The organism is Flavobacteriales bacterium, from assembly GCA_019694795.1.
Classification (GTDB): Bacteria; Bacteroidota; Bacteroidia; order Flavobacteriales_D; family UBA2798; genus UBA2798.
This window is the reverse complement of the sequence record JAIBBF010000001.1, coordinates 82,187-97,721: the sequence shown is the minus strand read 5'-3', so window position 1 is coordinate 97,721 and position 15,535 is coordinate 82,187. Positions and strand designations below refer to the sequence as shown.

At 41.2% G+C, this 15,535-nt stretch carries 13 protein-coding genes; 8 read left to right on the top strand and 5 right to left on the bottom strand.

What is annotated here, in order from left to right; all coding sequences use genetic code 11:
- Positions 1–62: 62 nt before the first annotated feature.
- The 3 genes from K1X56_00345 to K1X56_00335 are packed head-to-tail and all read left to right on the top strand — an operon-like array spanning position 63 to position 4,270.
- The gene (locus tag K1X56_00345) at positions 63–980 is read left to right on the top strand and encodes a PASTA domain-containing protein (GenBank protein ID MBX7093141.1); all 918 of its coding nucleotides are present in this window, start codon (positions 63–65) and stop codon (positions 978–980) included.
- 6 nt (positions 981–986) lie between these two features.
- Complete coding sequence (locus K1X56_00340) at positions 987–3,209, top strand: T9SS type A sorting domain-containing protein (GenBank protein MBX7093140.1); 2,223 nt, start codon at positions 987–989, stop codon at positions 3,207–3,209.
- A 2-nt stretch (positions 3,210–3,211) separates the two neighbouring features.
- Positions 3,212–4,270 carry an RluA family pseudouridine synthase gene (locus K1X56_00335; protein ID MBX7093139.1) on the top strand — a complete coding sequence of 353 codons (1,059 nt, stop codon included), beginning with the start codon at positions 3,212–3,214 and terminating at the stop codon, positions 4,268–4,270.
- Positions 4,271–4,454: 184 nt separating this feature from the next.
- Here the strand turns inward: K1X56_00335 and K1X56_00330 are convergent, their stop codons facing one another.
- From K1X56_00330 to fbp, 3 genes are all read right to left on the bottom strand, one after another.
- Positions 4,455–5,237 (bottom strand): helix-turn-helix transcriptional regulator, encoded by a 783-nt coding sequence (locus K1X56_00330; protein ID MBX7093138.1) that lies wholly within the window; start codon positions 5,235–5,237, stop codon positions 4,455–4,457.
- A gap of 239 nt (positions 5,238–5,476) precedes the next feature.
- Entirely contained in the window at positions 5,477–8,827 is a 3,351-nt protein-coding gene (gene mfd, locus K1X56_00325; GenBank protein ID MBX7093137.1) for a transcription-repair coupling factor, read from the bottom strand.
- A gap of 3 nt (positions 8,828–8,830) precedes the next feature.
- On the bottom strand, positions 8,831–9,835 hold the full coding sequence (fbp, locus tag K1X56_00320) for a class 1 fructose-bisphosphatase (protein ID MBX7093136.1): 1,005 nt from the start codon (positions 9,833–9,835) through the stop codon (positions 8,831–8,833).
- Between the two features lie 116 nt (positions 9,836–9,951).
- Between fbp and K1X56_00315 the strand changes: the two genes are divergently transcribed.
- From K1X56_00315 to K1X56_00305, 3 genes are all read left to right on the top strand, one after another.
- Positions 9,952–10,362 carry a DUF4890 domain-containing protein gene (locus K1X56_00315; protein MBX7093135.1) on the top strand — a complete coding sequence of 137 codons (411 nt, stop codon included), beginning with the start codon at positions 9,952–9,954 and terminating at the stop codon, positions 10,360–10,362.
- Between the two features lie 114 nt (positions 10,363–10,476).
- A complete protein-coding gene (locus K1X56_00310; GenBank protein ID MBX7093134.1) occupies positions 10,477–10,959 on the top strand; it encodes a GNAT family N-acetyltransferase in 483 nt (160 codons plus the stop codon).
- Between the two features lie 5 nt (positions 10,960–10,964).
- Positions 10,965–12,251, top strand: coding sequence for an aspartate kinase (locus K1X56_00305; protein ID MBX7093133.1), 1,287 nt, complete (start codon positions 10,965–10,967; stop codon positions 12,249–12,251).
- On the opposite strand, the gene K1X56_00300 is transcribed toward K1X56_00305, so the two are convergent.
- A complete protein-coding gene (locus tag K1X56_00300; GenBank protein MBX7093132.1) occupies positions 12,248–12,544 on the bottom strand; it encodes an antibiotic biosynthesis monooxygenase in 297 nt (98 codons plus the stop codon). The genes K1X56_00305 and K1X56_00300 overlap by 4 nt on opposite strands.
- A 56-nt stretch (positions 12,545–12,600) precedes the next feature.
- On the opposite strand from K1X56_00300, the gene K1X56_00295 reads away from it, so the two are divergent.
- On the top strand, positions 12,601–12,978 hold the full coding sequence (locus K1X56_00295) for a hypothetical protein (protein ID MBX7093131.1): 378 nt from the start codon (positions 12,601–12,603) through the stop codon (positions 12,976–12,978).
- Here the strand turns inward: K1X56_00295 and K1X56_00290 are convergent.
- The gene (locus tag K1X56_00290) at positions 12,975–14,378 is read right to left on the bottom strand and encodes a hypothetical protein (protein ID MBX7093130.1); all 1,404 of its coding nucleotides are present in this window, start codon (positions 14,376–14,378) and stop codon (positions 12,975–12,977) included. The genes K1X56_00295 and K1X56_00290 overlap by 4 nt on opposite strands.
- A gap of 53 nt (positions 14,379–14,431) precedes the next feature.
- On the opposite strand from K1X56_00290, the gene K1X56_00285 reads away from it, so the two are divergent.
- Positions 14,432–15,505: a ribonuclease H-like domain-containing protein gene (locus K1X56_00285; GenBank protein MBX7093129.1), complete on the top strand. Its 1,074-nt coding sequence runs from the start codon at positions 14,432–14,434 to the stop codon at positions 15,503–15,505.
- Positions 15,506–15,535 lie beyond the last annotated feature (30 nt).

Genomic DNA, 15,535 nt, shown 5'->3' with positions numbered 1-15,535 from the left:
CAAAAATAAGGCACCTCCCCAGACCGAAATGACTGCTTTCGGTAAATAACCCACAATCGAAGGTGAATTTCCTTTTTTTATCACCCGGTGATGGAATTATTACTGACTCTGCTCTTTTTTACTTCCGTTTTGTGGGAATTGAGGTTATATTTGTCATTCACATCCCGAATATGCGTACGCTTGGAAATATTGGTCGTTTTCTGATTTCGCTTCAGTTCCTGAAACATGTGGGCCTTGGCTTGCTTACCATGGTCCTGCTTTTTTACGGCACCATGTGGTACCTGAAAAGCTATACCCGTTTCGGGGAAGAAAACTATATTTCCGTGCCTTCGCTGGTGGGAATGAATATGAATGAGGTGGAAGGAAAATTGTCGCCCATTGGATTAAAATTTACGGTGGACTCCGTTGCTACCGACAAATTCCCAAAGGGAACGGTCATTGCTCAGGATCCGGGTCCGACCGATTCTACAGGTCAGTTCGTTAAGGCCGACCGTACTATTTACATCACTGTTGTTTCGCTTGCCCCGCTAATGGTTTCCATGCCGGATCTTGTGTACAAATCGAAAAAACATGCCGAAGGAATTTTGCGGATTGTGGGACTAAAAGTGAAATACACCTACAAACCTTATTCGGATTGTAAGGACTGCGTCATTGAACAAAAATTCAAAAATCGCCCCATCACCGCCGGCGACAAGGTGGAAAAAGGCTCTACCATTGAGCTGGTTTTGGGTCAGGGTAAAGGGGGAGGAAACGAAGTGGTGCCCGATTTAATGGGTAAGACAATAGATGAAGCAAATTCGAGTTTAAATACTGTTGCGCTTAGCTTGTATTCGGCCAGCTGCGAAGGTTGTGTTACCCGGAAGGATTCCCTCCAGGCACGCATTTACCGCCAGTCGCCCGGTGCAGGTTCGGAAGCAGCCTCCGGTTCGGAAGTTACCGTATGGCGATCGATGGATCCGGAGAAAATTCAAAAGCCTTAATGACTGATGAAACGGTATTTATTTTTCTTCCTCTTTTTGTGTTTCGCTGTTGAACTATTTGCACAAGCCGAAGCAGTTTCTCCTTTGAACGGCAATTTCGAATTGCAGCAAAAGAGAAAACAATACAGGTCTTATCCCGACATTTTCATTTATGAAATCGATACGATTAATCTTCCGTTTATGGACGATTTCAGTCGCGATTTTTTTAAATCCTATAACGCTCAACAAGGAGATCCGAATGTAACTACTCAATTGTATTATCACTTGTACGATGCCTCCGGTACCGTTGCTTTAAACGATACCGTGAAATACATGAACTCAGTTACCTATTACATCGAATACGACACCATTAATGGTGATACGGTACAAATCAATACACCGCTCGATAGTATACAAATTACCATTAATGATTTAACAGCCTATCCGATTGTTGGAACATTGGAATGGGTATATCCGCGTTATTATATCATCGATACATTGTGGTTACCTTCATCGCCGGACACCATCTGGATTCCCAATCCGAATGTGGTTCAGGATTCGGTGTATGTCAACTTTGTATCCTCCGTTGGCGATATTTCACTCTGGCAGGATCGTTATGTTTACCGCAATAACCGTTATCCGATTGGACCACCCACCATTGGCGTTGCAACATTCGACGGACTCGATGAAAATGGATATCCCTACGATTTTATCAATACAACCTTAACGGGATATTGCGATTACCTCACTTCAAAACCCATCAATCTCGATTTAAAGCCGGGGAATATTCCTTATACGGCAGCAGATTCGGTTTATCTCAGCTTCTTTTATCAACCAACGGGAAGAGGAAATCAACCTGAAGCAGGCGATTCGCTTATTCTGGAATTTTGGTCGCCCAGCGTAGCAACCTGGTATCAGCAATGGGCGAGTCCCGGTGCATTAAGCGATGAAACCTTTAAGCAAGTATTAATTCCTATTACCGATAATTTATTTTTTGAAGACGGATTTATGTTCCGTTTCAAAAACAAAGGGAATTTGTCGGGAAGTCTGGACCATTGGCATATTGACTATGTATACCTGAACAGCACCCGAAACATACACGATACCATTCGTCCGGATGTAGCTTTTGTTTATGATGTTGTTAGCATACTGAAAGATTATTCCAGAATGCCATGGACGCATTACCAATGGAATCCTGCAGGATATATGGCAGATACCTTATCGGTTTATCAGCGAAACAATGATGATGTAGCAAAAATTGTGGTCGCCCAGCAAATGGAAATCTCTTATCAGGGAACTCCGCAAGGCACGATTACTTCACCCAATATTCCAAGTGTAAGCAGCTACTCCAATTTTTCTTCGTTGTATGATATCGGCGCCAGTGCATTTGTGTTTGATACTTCATTGGCCGACGAATGCAAAGTTCTTTTTGATGTAGCGGTATCCTTTAATCCCGGAAGTAATTTTCAACCCAACGATACCCTTTACTTTCAACAATATTTTGGCGATGAATATGCTTATGACGATGGTTCTGCCGAAGCCGCTTATGGTCCGCAAGCCGCCAATGCAAAACTCGCTTATAAATTCAGTATTCCCAATCAGGATACCTTACGGTCGGTGCGTATCCATTTTGAACCATCGGTGAATAATGTTAGCGGACACCCCTTCTTCCTCACGGTATGGGATGGAACGGGACCGGGAACTACACCTGGAAATGTATTGAGTGCAAATACAACATTTCATTTCCCCACCTATGAAGATTCCTTAAATGGATTTACGGAATATGCATTGGATGTACCGGTGGCAATAAGCGGAACTTTTTTTGTGGGATGGCGACAACTGGATGGTGATAAATTAAATATCGGTTTCGACTACAACACCAATGCGCAAAATAAAATCATGTACAATGTTTCCGGAAGTTGGGTTCAAACCGGATTTCAGGGAGCACTCATGATGCGTCCCGTTTTCGATCGTTGCATTGGAGATGTAACCTCTGTTACGGTATTGAATAAACAAGAAATTGATTTATCCATTTGGCCCAACCCTTCACAAAGTGCAGTAAATATTGAAGCGAATGTGTTGAATGCACAACTTTCTATTTATGATTTATCCGGAAGAATTATTCGCACGGAAGTTTTTAATGGAAGAACATCATTTGATGTAAGTGAATTCTCCAATGGATTTTACATCGTTGAAATTGTTTCTCAGGACGGAATTCGCGGAAGCAAAAAAATTGTAGTGCAGCATTAAAGATGGAACAGCAGGATTGGGATGAAGAGAAAATCGAAGACAGTGGCGAGGAGTTATTCGAGCATCACAATATAAAAGTCGATAAGGGACAATCACTTCTTCGCATTGATAAATTTTTGTTCGACCGCTTATCGGGTACCAGTAGGAACCGCATTCAGTTAGCCGCACGAAACGGAAATATACTTGTTAATTCCCATCCCGTAAAACCGAATTACAAAGTAAAACCCTTCGATGAAATTTCGATTGTTTTACCTTATCCGGTTCGCGAAATAGAATTAATTCCGCAGGATATTCCAATTGAAGTGGTGTACGAAGATGAATTTCTTGCAGTGGTAAATAAACCTGCCGGACTGGTAACGCATCCGGGTTATGGAAATTATTCGGGTACATTGGTCAATGCTTTAATCTATCACTTTCAGGAAATCAGTAAAATTCCTTCGCGCAGCCAAGGCGATGAGGTTCGTCCCGGATTAGTACACCGTCTCGATAAAAACACATCCGGAATTATGGTGGTTGCTAAAGCAGAGGAAGCACTTACCCATCTTGCTAAACAGTTCTTCGATCGAAGTACAGAGCGAACCTATTATGCATTGGTATGGGGCGATGTAAAAAACGACAGCGGAACAATTACCGGACATATCGGTCGATCGCTGCAGGATAGAAAAGTTTTTCGTGTGTATGAGGATGGTTCTAACGGAAAACATGCTGTTACCCATTATTCCGTAATTGAACGTCTGGGTTATGTCACCCTGGTGAAGTGCAAACTAGAAACCGGAAGAACCCATCAGATACGCGTTCACATGAAGCATATTGGTCACACCCTGTTTAACGATACTGAATATGGTGGAGATAAAATTTTAAAGGGGACCACCTTTGCCAAGTACCAGCAATTTGTGGAGAATTGTTTTTCATTGATACCGGGTCAGGCTTTGCATGCAAAATCGTTAGGTTTTGTGCATCCCGAAAAAAATGAATGGATGCAATTCGATTCCGAATTACCGGAAGGATTTAAAGCAGTGTTAGAGAAATGGCGAACCTATACGGCAAGCGAAAAAGCATAAAAAAATCCCGAAGAAAACCTCCGGGATTTTTTGCATAAACCTATTGAAAAGAAAAGAACGATGATGTTGCCGTTTCAAAACTACACAGAGAGGAATGGATCAACAAATGAAATGACACCAAGAATACCATCACTCTTGGTTGCAAATTTGATCGATGAAAAGCGGAATTATTGGAATCCAAAAATTAAATGATTCCAGCTTCACGGGCTATCCGTACAGCATCCATGGCATTGGAAGCCTTGAATTTCTTAATGATGTTTTTACGGTGACGATTCACCGTTTCGTGACTAAGATTGAGTTGGGTTCCCGCTTGTTTGGAGGTCATTCCCTTATGAATTAACTCCAGAACTTTTAATTCGGTTGCAGACAATTTTTTAAGATGATCGTGCGGACCGGAAGTCTTGTAGCTGATTTGATTGACTTGCTTCCAGCCTTTATCCTGACAAAGTTGGTACTGACGGAATAACAATATACCCGATTTGATAGGTTCGTCCATCAACTGTAAGGTACTCATGGTTACAATGGGCTCTTTTCTATCGTTCAGTTCAAGGATGGTCCAGCTGTGCTTAATCATTTGAATTTTGCCCCGAATCATTAGCCGATAGCAAAAGCAGAATTTGGTTTTATAAAGTTCATCCGGATTTAACTCACGGGATAAATCGAGGAAATCAGGAAACATTTGGCGAACAACTACCGATTGATCATCTACCTCCAGATGGCGAACATAACCGATAAGGCCGTCTGCCTTTAATTGCTCCGGTTTAATTCCCAAAATGGTATTGGAATTTTCAGAAACATAGGGGAAACTGCCGGTTCTGTAGTCGGCCAAAATCAGAACTACATCCATTTGACGAATCAATGGAATAAAAATTTCAGGTTGCTCCATGTAAGGATAACGCTGATTGGAAATAGAGATTCCGGGTGATTGCTTCGTGGAATGGATATAATCCAGAAAGTTCTTCCTCATTATATTTTCGCTGCTTATTTATTCTAACCGAATATCAGCTAAAAAATTGTTGCTTCTCTAGGTATAAAAGCGGATTCTGCCGAAGACGCAAAATCAAGCGATAAATTTCAAAAACAAAGCCTCGATTTTTTACCGGATTTTGTTTCAATTTTACAAAAGCAAATCATTTAAATAGTTTTAAAATACTGATTTTCAAATGAAATTAAAACGAGTGTTGTACAGACAATTTTATAAAAAAATTATTTTTTGTCCTCGGTCAACATCATTTTTTCAATGGCTTCAATGGCATCGTTAACCGATCGGATGTGCTGAAAACTGATCTGCAATTTTCCATTTTTTTCTTCCATTTTGGCAATCTGATGATGCGATTGAATGAATTTTAAAACCCTGGAAAAGCGGGTCGACTGAAAATACGGGGAGTCTTCTTTGGCAATAAAATAACCAACAAGACGATTAAATTTAAGAATGAGGCGCTCGAAGCCGATTTCTTTGGCCAGCCAGCGGAGTCGGATTGTCTTTAATAATTCTTCGGTTTGCGGAGGCAATACGCCAAATCGGTCGATTAAATGCAGACGGTATTTTTCCAGTTCATGTTCATTTTTCAAATCATCCAGTTCGCGGTAAAGGATGAGACGCTCGTTCACATTGTTTACGTAATCGTCCGGAATCAATAATTCAAGATCCGTTTCAATGGTACATTCACGTACATATTCAATCTGATCTTCATTTTCTTGCTGATAAAGATCTTTAAATTCAGTTTCTTTTAATTCCTGAATGGCTTCATCGAGAATTTTCTGGTAGGTTTCGTAACCGATATCGGAAATAAATCCGCTTTGTTCTCCACCCAATAAATTTCCTGCGCCGCGAATATCCAAATCGCGCATGGCGATGTTAAATCCACTTCCCAGATCGGAGAATTGTTCAATGGCTTGCAATCGTTTTCTTGCTTCCTGCGTGAGCGTATGCATCGGTTGCGTAAGCAAGACACAAAATGCACGTTTATTACTTCTTCCAACCCGACCACGCAATTGGTGCAGATCGCTTAAACCGAAATTGTGTGCATCATTAATCAGAATGGTATTGGCATTTGATATATCAATTCCACTTTCCACAATGGCGGTTGCAACCAGAACATCATATTCCCCTTCAATAAAATCCATCATCACTTCCTCCAGTTTGTCGCCTTCCATTTGACCGTGTCCCACACAGATTTTTACTTCCGGACAAATCCGCTGTATGAGTCCGGCAATCTCCTGGATGTTCTGCACTTTGTTATGGACAAAAAATACTTGTCCCCCGCGCGAAACCTCGTACATGATCCGGTCTCGGATAATCTCCTCATGAAAGGTGCTGATTTCTGTTTGAACCGGATGCCGGTTTGGTGGTGGTGTTGCAATGATGCTCAAATCGCGAGCGCCCATTAATGAGAATTGTAATGTTCTTGGAATTGGCGTAGCAGTGAGTGTGAGTGTATCAACATTTTCGCGCAGCAACTTTAGTTTATCTTTTACACTTACGCCAAATTTTTGTTCCTCATCAATGATTAATAAACCGAGATCTTTAAATTTTACATCCTTACCAACTATGGCATGTGTTCCGATTAACACATCTATTTCTCCCCTTTGCAATTTCTCCAGTGTTTCTTTTTTCGATTTGGTACTTTTGAAGCGATTGATGTAATCGACTTTACAAGGGAAATCTTTAAAGCGTTCTTTAAAATTTTTATAATGCTGTAATGCCAAAAGGGTGGTGGGACATAACACCGCAACTTGTTTCGAATCGCATACGGCCTTAAATGCAGCACGCATGGCAATTTCTGTTTTACCGAATCCTACATCTCCGCAAACCAGTCGATCCATTGGATAAGGCGCTTCCATGTCTTTTTTAACGGCAATAGTTGCTTTTAATTGATCAGGTGTGTCTTCGTACATAAACGAAGCTTCCAGTTCGGTTTGCAAATAATTATCGGGATGGTAGGCAAAACCGTGAGATGATTTTCGTTTAGCGTAAAGTTGAATTAAATCAAAGGCAATTTCTTTGACTTTCTTCTTCGTTTTTTGCTTTAACGTTTGCCAGTTGTTGGTCCCCAATTTATTTAAACTCGGTTCCGATCCTTCTTTTCCGGTGTATTTCGAAATACGGTGCAGCGAGTGAATGGAGACATACAATACATCTCCTCCTTTATAAATTAAGCGGATGGCTTCCTGATGTTTTCCGTTGACTTCAATTTTCTCTAATCCGGAATATTGTCCGATACCATGATCGATATGGGTAACAAAATCTCCTTTTTGTAAACTGAGCAGATCTTTTAACGTTAATGCTTCCCGTGTTTTATTAAATCCTTCTTTTAATTTGAAACGATGATAACGCTCAAAAATCTGATGATCGGTATAAACGGCAAGTTTGTTTCGGTGATCTACAAATCCTGCACGGATGGGCATTTTTATACTCGATAATTCAACCTCTTTTTGTTTGTCCTCAAAAATGGTATACAATCGTTCTACTTGACGCGATTGTTCTGCGAGAATAATGTTTTTATATCCCAGCTTGTGATTTTCATTCAGGTTTTTCGCTAGTAAATCGAAGTTTTTACTGAATACGGGCTGAGGTGATGTTTTAAATTCGAAATGATGATGTGCTTGTAAAAATTCCTGTTTACGAAAACTGATCCATGAAAATTTAATCAGTTGACGAAGCATGTCTTCTCCATGGCAATACAGTTCACCGGGTTGGAGGTGGAGCAGGGAGGACTGCAACTGGTCGAAAGCTTTTTGTGCGCGGTCGAATTCCTTGTCCATTTTTTTTGCCACCACTTCGGCATCACTGATCCACAAAATACTTCCCGATGGAATGAAGTCTAAAAATGTTTCTCTGCTTTCTCTTAGAATTTTTTCCTGCACATTGGGAACAATACTGATGCGCGCCATCTTTTGTTTCGATAATTGCGTAATCGTATCGAAACTGCGGATGGATTCTACTTCATCACCAAAAAATTCTATCCGGTAAGGATCTTCATTCGAAAAGGAAAAAATATCTACGATACCTCCGCGAATTGAGAATTGTCCGGGTTGGTAAACGAAGTCGACTTTTTCAAATTCATATTCCAGTAAAACCTCATCGATAAATGCAACGGAATAATTTTTTCCCTGTTCTAAATCGAGTGTGTTTTTTTCGAGGTGTTTGCGTGTCACTACTTTTTCGGCCAAACCTTCTGCAGTGGTCACTACAATAGCCGATTTATTGTGTTTACCCAGTTTGTTCAACACTTCTGCCCGCATCAATACGTTGGCATTGTCGGTGTCCTCAGCGCGATAGGGTGTTTTTCCGGATCCGGGAAAATAAAGTACATTTTCATTGCTGCCGATTAAGGATTCCATGTCGTTTAAAAAATAAACGGCGTCTTCCCGGTCGGCAAAAATAAACACATGAATTCCGCCGGTATTTTCAAAAATACCGTAAGCCATAAAGGCATCAGCAGAGCCGATTAATCCTTCGAGACAAATAGAAGTCGTACCCCGGGTTAATTCCTTTCCGATCGATTGAATCAGCGGATCTCCGGTATAAACTTGTCTTAATTCGGAAATATGCATGAATTATTTTTCGTTCAGAAATGCTTCTGCTTTTTCTACCATGTTTTTGGATCCCACAAAAAACGGAACACGCTGATGGAGTTTACTGGGTTGAATATCGAGGATGCGTTGTTTTCCGTTACTTGCTTTTCCGCCGGCCTGCTCAGCAATCATCGCTAAAGGATTACATTCATAAAGCAAACGTAATTTTCCTTCAGGTGCTTTGCTGGTGCCCGGATAAATATAAATTCCGCCCTTCATCAGGTTGCGGTGGAAATCGGCCACCAATGAACCGATATATCTGCCGCTATAGGGACGAGAAGTCGCTTTATCGTCTTCCTGACAATATGCAATATAATCCTGAACTCCTTTTTCCATTTGGCGGATGTTTCCTTCGTTCACGGAATAAATTTTTCCATCTACCGGCATTTTAATATCCGGGTGCGATAAACAAAACGTTCCAATGGAAGGATCAAGCGTAAATCCGTTTACTCCATTGCCTGTGGTATATACCAACATGGTGGATGAACCGTAAATGACATATCCAGCCGCCACTTGTTTAGATCCCGGTTGAAGAAAATCCTGCAAAGTGATAGGAGCATGATCGTCAAGACGACGGTAAATGGAAAATATGGTTCCGATGGATACGTTGACGTCGATATTGGAAGAACCATCGAGCGGATCGAACAAAACGATGTATTTTCCGTTCATGGACAATTCATTCTCAAAAACCACAAAATCATCATTCTCCTCACTCGCAATTGCACATACTTCACCACGTGCCCTTAATGCGAAGATGAATTGATTGTCGGCATACACATCCAGTTTTTGTTGCGCTTCCCCCTGAATGTTTTCGGTTCCGGCAGCACCGAGAATATCGCCCGATAAACCGGCCCGGTTCACTTCACGGTTAATGATTTTTGCCGCCAGACGAATGGAACTCAGTAATTTGGTGAGATCTCCCGATGCAAAGGGAAAGTCGGTTTGCTTCTCAATAATGAATTCGCCGAGGGTTTTGATTTTGCTCATAAATCCGGATATATGTTGCAAATATCGGTTTTTGACGGTTTTTTTCATTCTTTTTTTCAAACGTCCTGAAAAAAGGGCATATTATTTGTAAAATTGTAGAGATTAAAAATCGGATTATGAAAAAAGTTATTCTTCTTTTCGTTGCACTCATCGGTAGCAGTGTTGCTATGGCACAAGTAAAAACCGAAGTGAACAGTGCACAAACCCATCAGCCTAAACAGCAACAAGCCTCTAAAGAAGAGCGCGCCGAACAGTTTGCCGGACGCATGCTGAAGGAGCTCAATCTAACTCCGGAGCAGAAAAACCGTGTTTATGCTGCTAAACTTGACCAAATTACTGCAAAGGAAGGTTTAGATGCGCAGTATACCGACAAAGAAGCGCAGCGTGCACACCATGCAGAATACAGTGCTGTTCAGGAAAGTTTTGATGCAAAAATGAAAACCATTTTAACTGCTGATCAATATCAGAAATGGCAGGAGAAGAAAAGAAATAATAAAGTGGTGGGACCAGCGCCAAAGAAAAAATAATATAAAATTAACATCCTTAAATCCCGGTTCTGTGAATCGGGATTTTTTGTTTTCTGCTAGGGCATTTCTGATTTTCCTCCTTTTAGCAGCCTACAAAAAAGATATATTTGCGCCATGGAAATAAAGGTGAGAAAAGGTACGGCTGCCGATATCCCCAGAGCATTGGAACTGGTGAAGGAATTGGCATTGTATGAAAAGGCTCCGCTTGAAGTGGAAAATTCCGTAGAGGAAATGTTGAAAGATGGATTTGGAGCATCGCCTGTATTTGGATTGTTCGTTGCCGAGGTCAATGGAAAAACAGAAGGAATTGCAATTTGGTATTATAAATATTCGACCTGGAAAGGGAAATGTATTTTCCTGGAGGATATTGTGGTGACGGAAAGTATGCGCGGTAAAGGAATCGGTGCAAAATTATTTGAAGCTGTAGTAGCGCTGGCCAGAGAGGAAAAAGTGCGCAGAATGGAATGGCAGGTGCTCGACTGGAATGAACCGGCGATTCGTTTTTATAAAAAATACAATGCAGTTCTCGATCCGGAATGGGTAAATGGGAAACTGACATTTGATCAATTGCAACAAACATCCTATTCGCTTATTTAATCGTTATGAAAGTTTTTAAGTTCGGTGGTGCGAGTGTTCGCGATGCAAAGGGAATCCGCAATGTAGCGGAGATCATGAAATTGTTTCCCAATGAACATATTGCCGTGGTGGTTTCTGCTATGGGAAAAACGACCAATGCACTCGAAGATCTAACACGTGCCTATGCTAAATCCAAAGGCAATAAGGATGAAATTCTGGAACAAATCCGAAGCTACCATTATCAGGAAATGGACGACTTGTTTGCCGCTGACCGTACAAAACCGGTGTATGCTGCCATAGATAAAGTTTTTGCCGATATCCGAAAACGATTCGAAGTAACTGCTTCTGCCAATTACGATTTGGTATACGATCAGATTGTTTCGCAGGGCGAGGTTTTGTCGTCCGTAATCGTATCTCATTTTCTCAATGAACAAGGCGTAGAAAATACCTGGTTCGATGCGCGCACACTGGTTCGTACCGATAGCACCTTTCGTGAAGGAAGAGTGGACTGGGAAGCGAGTCAGAAACTGGTTAATCAAAACCTGATTCCGTTTTATATTGGAGCCATCGGACGAAGAGTGGCCTTAACGCAGGGATTTATTGGTAGTACCACCATTGGATTAACGACAACCCTCGGCAGGGAAGGTTCGGATTATACCGCTGCAATTTTAGCTTATTTACTCGATGCGAAAGATGTCACCATCTGGAAAGATGTTGCAGGCGTTATGAATGCCGATCCGCGCAGGTATGATAAAGCCGTAAAATTTGATAAAATTTCATTTCGCGAAGCCATCGAGCTGAGTTATTACGGCGCAAGCGTTATTCACCCGAAAACCATTAAGCCGCTGCAGAATAAAGGAATTCCACTTTATGTAAAATCATTTTTATCACCGGGTGATAAAGGAACTGTTATTCAGGCTTCGGAAGAATATGATCATTTGGTTCCTTCCTTTATTTTTAAATCGAATCAAATTCTGATTTCCATTTTGCCCAAAGATTTTTCATTCATTGTAGAAGAAAATCTGCGTGATATTTTTGATGCATTTGCATCACTCGGTGTACGTGTAAACCTGATGCAGAATTCTGCCTTGAGTTTTTCGGTTTGTGTAGATTTTAATGAGGATAAATTCCCTGATTTGCTAAAACGCCTGCAGGAAAATTACAAAGTAAAGTACAATGAAAATGTTGAGCTGGTAACGATTCGTCATTATGATCAGCCAACGATGGATATGTTGACGAAAGGTAAAGAGGAATTAGTGGTGCAAAAAAGTCGCCACACGGCACGCATGGTGTTAAGGGAGAAAAAGAATTAGTCTAGAGTCACCATTTCGTTAACACTCCAGGCTTCTGCTTTAGCATCGAAATAACGTTTGGTGGTTCCCCAAACAACAGCAAATAATTCCGAATTGCGGTAGTTTTCTAAATCGGCATCGAGTTGCCAGTGACTGTAGGTGAAAAATATCCGCGGATCGTTTTTGTCGTGCAGTAAACGTAATCCTTTGCATCCCTTCTGATTGCGGATATCGTTTTTATACCGTTCAAACAGGGATTCGAAATCGCTGATGTGTTCTTGTTTTATGGTGAGTTTAACAATGCGTGTAAACATGTTTTTTCTTTTCACGAAAGTAAAAAATTGCTACCTTACAGAGAAATATTGCTACTATGGATTCCAGACAACATTTGTTTTACGGATTAGGTTTAATTGCATATGCAGTGGCCGATATCGACGGAAAAGTTCAGCGCAGTGAAAGCGAAACCCTTCATCGCATCATGAAAGAAGGAATTGCCAAAATTGATGCAGATTACGATCTAGCCGATATTATTTTCCAGGTGATGCAGCACGATAAAATCGATTTCGAAACGGCTTACAAATGGGGGATGGATGCCTTTAAAACGGGCGAGCAATACCTCACACCGGGAATGAAATGGAATTTTCTCGATATCCTTCAGGAGGTGGCAGATGCTTTCCCAACGGCTTCGAATCAGGAAGGTGAATTGATTGCACGTTTTGCGCGCGATTTAAGAAGTTTGGGTAATTAATTAAAAGGAGAGAATTCGTATTCGTCTTCTCCGTTTAAGGCCTTTTCATTATCGGGGGCTTTCAACATTTTATCATAATCCGGCGGTACACCGTTTTTCAAAAACACCGCCCAATAAGCTTCCTTCGTCATGCTATCCCAATGAATAAAGCAAACGCGGTATTGACGGGTTTGAACTAAATTCACATGCACGGCAAAGGCTACCACTACCAGATAGGAGGCAATAATTACTTTATTCTTTTTATCAAACAGCCATTGCATAAAAACGCAAAAAGGTAAAATCATTAAGGGGTAACTTTCAATGAGGGCACGCTGACCAAATCCACCTGCATACCACCAGCTCCACCAACTGAAAACAATATAACTGTTGATTAGGAAAAACACGGGCACAGCAATCGCAAATGCATGTTTTTTGCGAAGCATCAGCATACCAATGATTGAAAAAATCATGATTGGTGTATACACCAGCCATCCTTTTCGGTAACTAAGAAATCCTTCCAGAGGATGCGGGTTATTGAAGAAAAAGCGTTCTCGTCCATACCCGTAAAAAAACCAATGTCCGGAAACATATTTCCAGTAAATGAATTGCGGAGAAACGGCCAGCAGCAGGGATAAAGAAATGATTAGGGTCGATTTCCAATGGACAACAAAAAATAATTTTAACCGGGCAGTTAAATCAGCAATCGAGTGGATATCGTAAAGAACAAAAAATAAACCGGCGATGATGTTGGTAGGACGAACGAGGAAAATGAGTCCCAAAACAATTCCAAGTAGAATGGCATGTTTCGTTTTTTTCGATTCGTACCAATGAACAGTCAGCCAAACCAAAGCCGAAAAAAGAAAAAATGAATAAGCGTGGGTCATACCCCCTTCTACCGTATAGTAGAAAAGTAAATTGGTGGCCATCGGTAAAATGATAATGGCTAAAGCCACTACGGTGTCGCTAAAAAAACGGAGTAATACATTTCGCAATAGCAACAGAGCGAGCATCACATACACTAGGGCAGCAAGACTGATCATGAATTCATAATCGGTACTGAATTCATTGATTTCTGCTCCGCGGATTTTATCGTAGGCCAGTGTAGCGAAAAAGAAAGGTGAATACATAATGGCCGTGCCCATGGTGTACCGGTTCACTTTATTTCCTTCCGGTGTTCGCTCTGCAAAATATTTGTGATGCGCATTGTATTCTCCTTCTTTTCCATCGGTAAAATGCAATGCCGGATCATGATGAATAAAGATGGCGGGTAAGAACCAATAATAGGAACTCACATCCCACATAAAAACATCTCTTCCTGCCCAGGCTTTGATTTTGGAAAAATACCCGATAGAAAAAATCATCACCACCAAAAGTGCCAGTGCTGAGATTCTGTTTGGGAGATGGAACAATTTTTGAAGCATCGTTCAAAGTTAATAATTCAGCTAACTGTTCCGTAATTATTATATTTGAGTACATGTTTGCCATTGTCGACATCGAAACCACCGGAGGTTCCCCGCAACAGTCTCGCATTACGGAGATTGCTGTATACCTAAGCGATGGAAAAAAAGTGGTGGATCAATTCATCACACTGGTGAACCCCGAGCAACACATTCCTTCTTTTATAACGAAGCTTACCGGAATCAGTGATGAAATGGTAGCATCTGCTCCCCGCTTTCAGGATATCTCTTCACAATTGGCATTGATTACCAAGGACGCCGTTTTTGTAGCGCATAATGTGGCTTTCGATTACGGTATGATCCGCCATGAGTACCGCGAATTGGGAATGGAATTCCACCGTCAATTGTTGTGCACCGTAAAATCGAGCCGAAAATTAATTCCGGGTTATCCTTCATATTCATTGGGAAATTTGTGCAAGGAACTCAATATTGAAATTGAACATCGTCACCGCGCCGGCGGTGATGCTTTGGCTACCATGGAGTTGTTTCATTTGTTATATGGTCAGCATAAACCCGATTTATTAAGTCTGATTGAAGAAGGTTCTCCTCGTTTTACCGGTGATCCGAAAGCAGATCGTATGCTCGAAAATATTCCGGAGCGAACAGGTGTTTATTTTTTGCACGATAGCAATCAGGATGTGATTTATGTGGGCGGAGGAACCAACATCCGGAAAAAAGTACTGCATCATTTAACCAAAGGAAATTCACGCCAGGCTTTTGAATTAAGAAATTCCATAGCAGATGTTTCATTCGAAATAACAGGTAGTGAACTGCTGGCCTTGTTGATGGAGATGTCGGAAATAAGACGATTAAAACCGATGTTTAACCGCCGTTATCGTCCGCTCGCTCACCGCAAAATTATGTTGAGTAAACCTTTACATTATTTAATCGACAAAGGACCCGACCGCAGCACTAAAATAGTTGTGCGCGTTGCAGAGGATCAGGTTGGTTGGGGTTATTTTCCTTCGCAACAGAGTATAAGTAGTACGGAGGACCTGGATATGTTTATCCGTTACGTGGCCATCGGTACCGAATACCGCTCGCTCATTGATGCATTCCTGGCTAAGGGACGCGTTGAAAAAATAATCTGATTCTTATAACGTAAAAGAATTGAAATGATC

Coding starts and splice junctions, on each gene's coding strand:
- mfd (MBX7093137.1), bottom strand. CDS start 8,827: ATGCATATTTCCGAATTAAGACAAGTTTATACCGGAGATCCGCTGATT.
- K1X56_00305 (MBX7093133.1), top strand. CDS start 10,965: ATGAAAGTTTTTAAGTTCGGTGGTGCGAGTGTTCGCGATGCAAAGGGA.
- K1X56_00295 (MBX7093131.1), top strand. CDS start 12,601: ATGGATTCCAGACAACATTTGTTTTACGGATTAGGTTTAATTGCATAT.
- fbp (MBX7093136.1), bottom strand. CDS start 9,835: ATGAGCAAAATCAAAACCCTCGGCGAATTCATTATTGAGAAGCAAACC.
- K1X56_00300 (MBX7093132.1), bottom strand. CDS start 12,544: ATGTTTACACGCATTGTTAAACTCACCATAAAACAAGAACACATCAGC.
- K1X56_00310 (MBX7093134.1), top strand. CDS start 10,477: ATGGAAATAAAGGTGAGAAAAGGTACGGCTGCCGATATCCCCAGAGCA.
- K1X56_00290 (MBX7093130.1), bottom strand. CDS start 14,378: ATGCTTCAAAAATTGTTCCATCTCCCAAACAGAATCTCAGCACTGGCA.
- K1X56_00315 (MBX7093135.1), top strand. CDS start 9,952: ATGAAAAAAGTTATTCTTCTTTTCGTTGCACTCATCGGTAGCAGTGTT.
- K1X56_00285 (MBX7093129.1), top strand. CDS start 14,432: ATGTTTGCCATTGTCGACATCGAAACCACCGGAGGTTCCCCGCAACAG.
- K1X56_00340 (MBX7093140.1), top strand. CDS start 987: ATGAAACGGTATTTATTTTTCTTCCTCTTTTTGTGTTTCGCTGTTGAA.
- K1X56_00330 (MBX7093138.1), bottom strand. CDS start 5,237: ATGAGGAAGAACTTTCTGGATTATATCCATTCCACGAAGCAATCACCC.
- K1X56_00335 (MBX7093139.1), top strand. CDS start 3,212: ATGGAACAGCAGGATTGGGATGAAGAGAAAATCGAAGACAGTGGCGAG.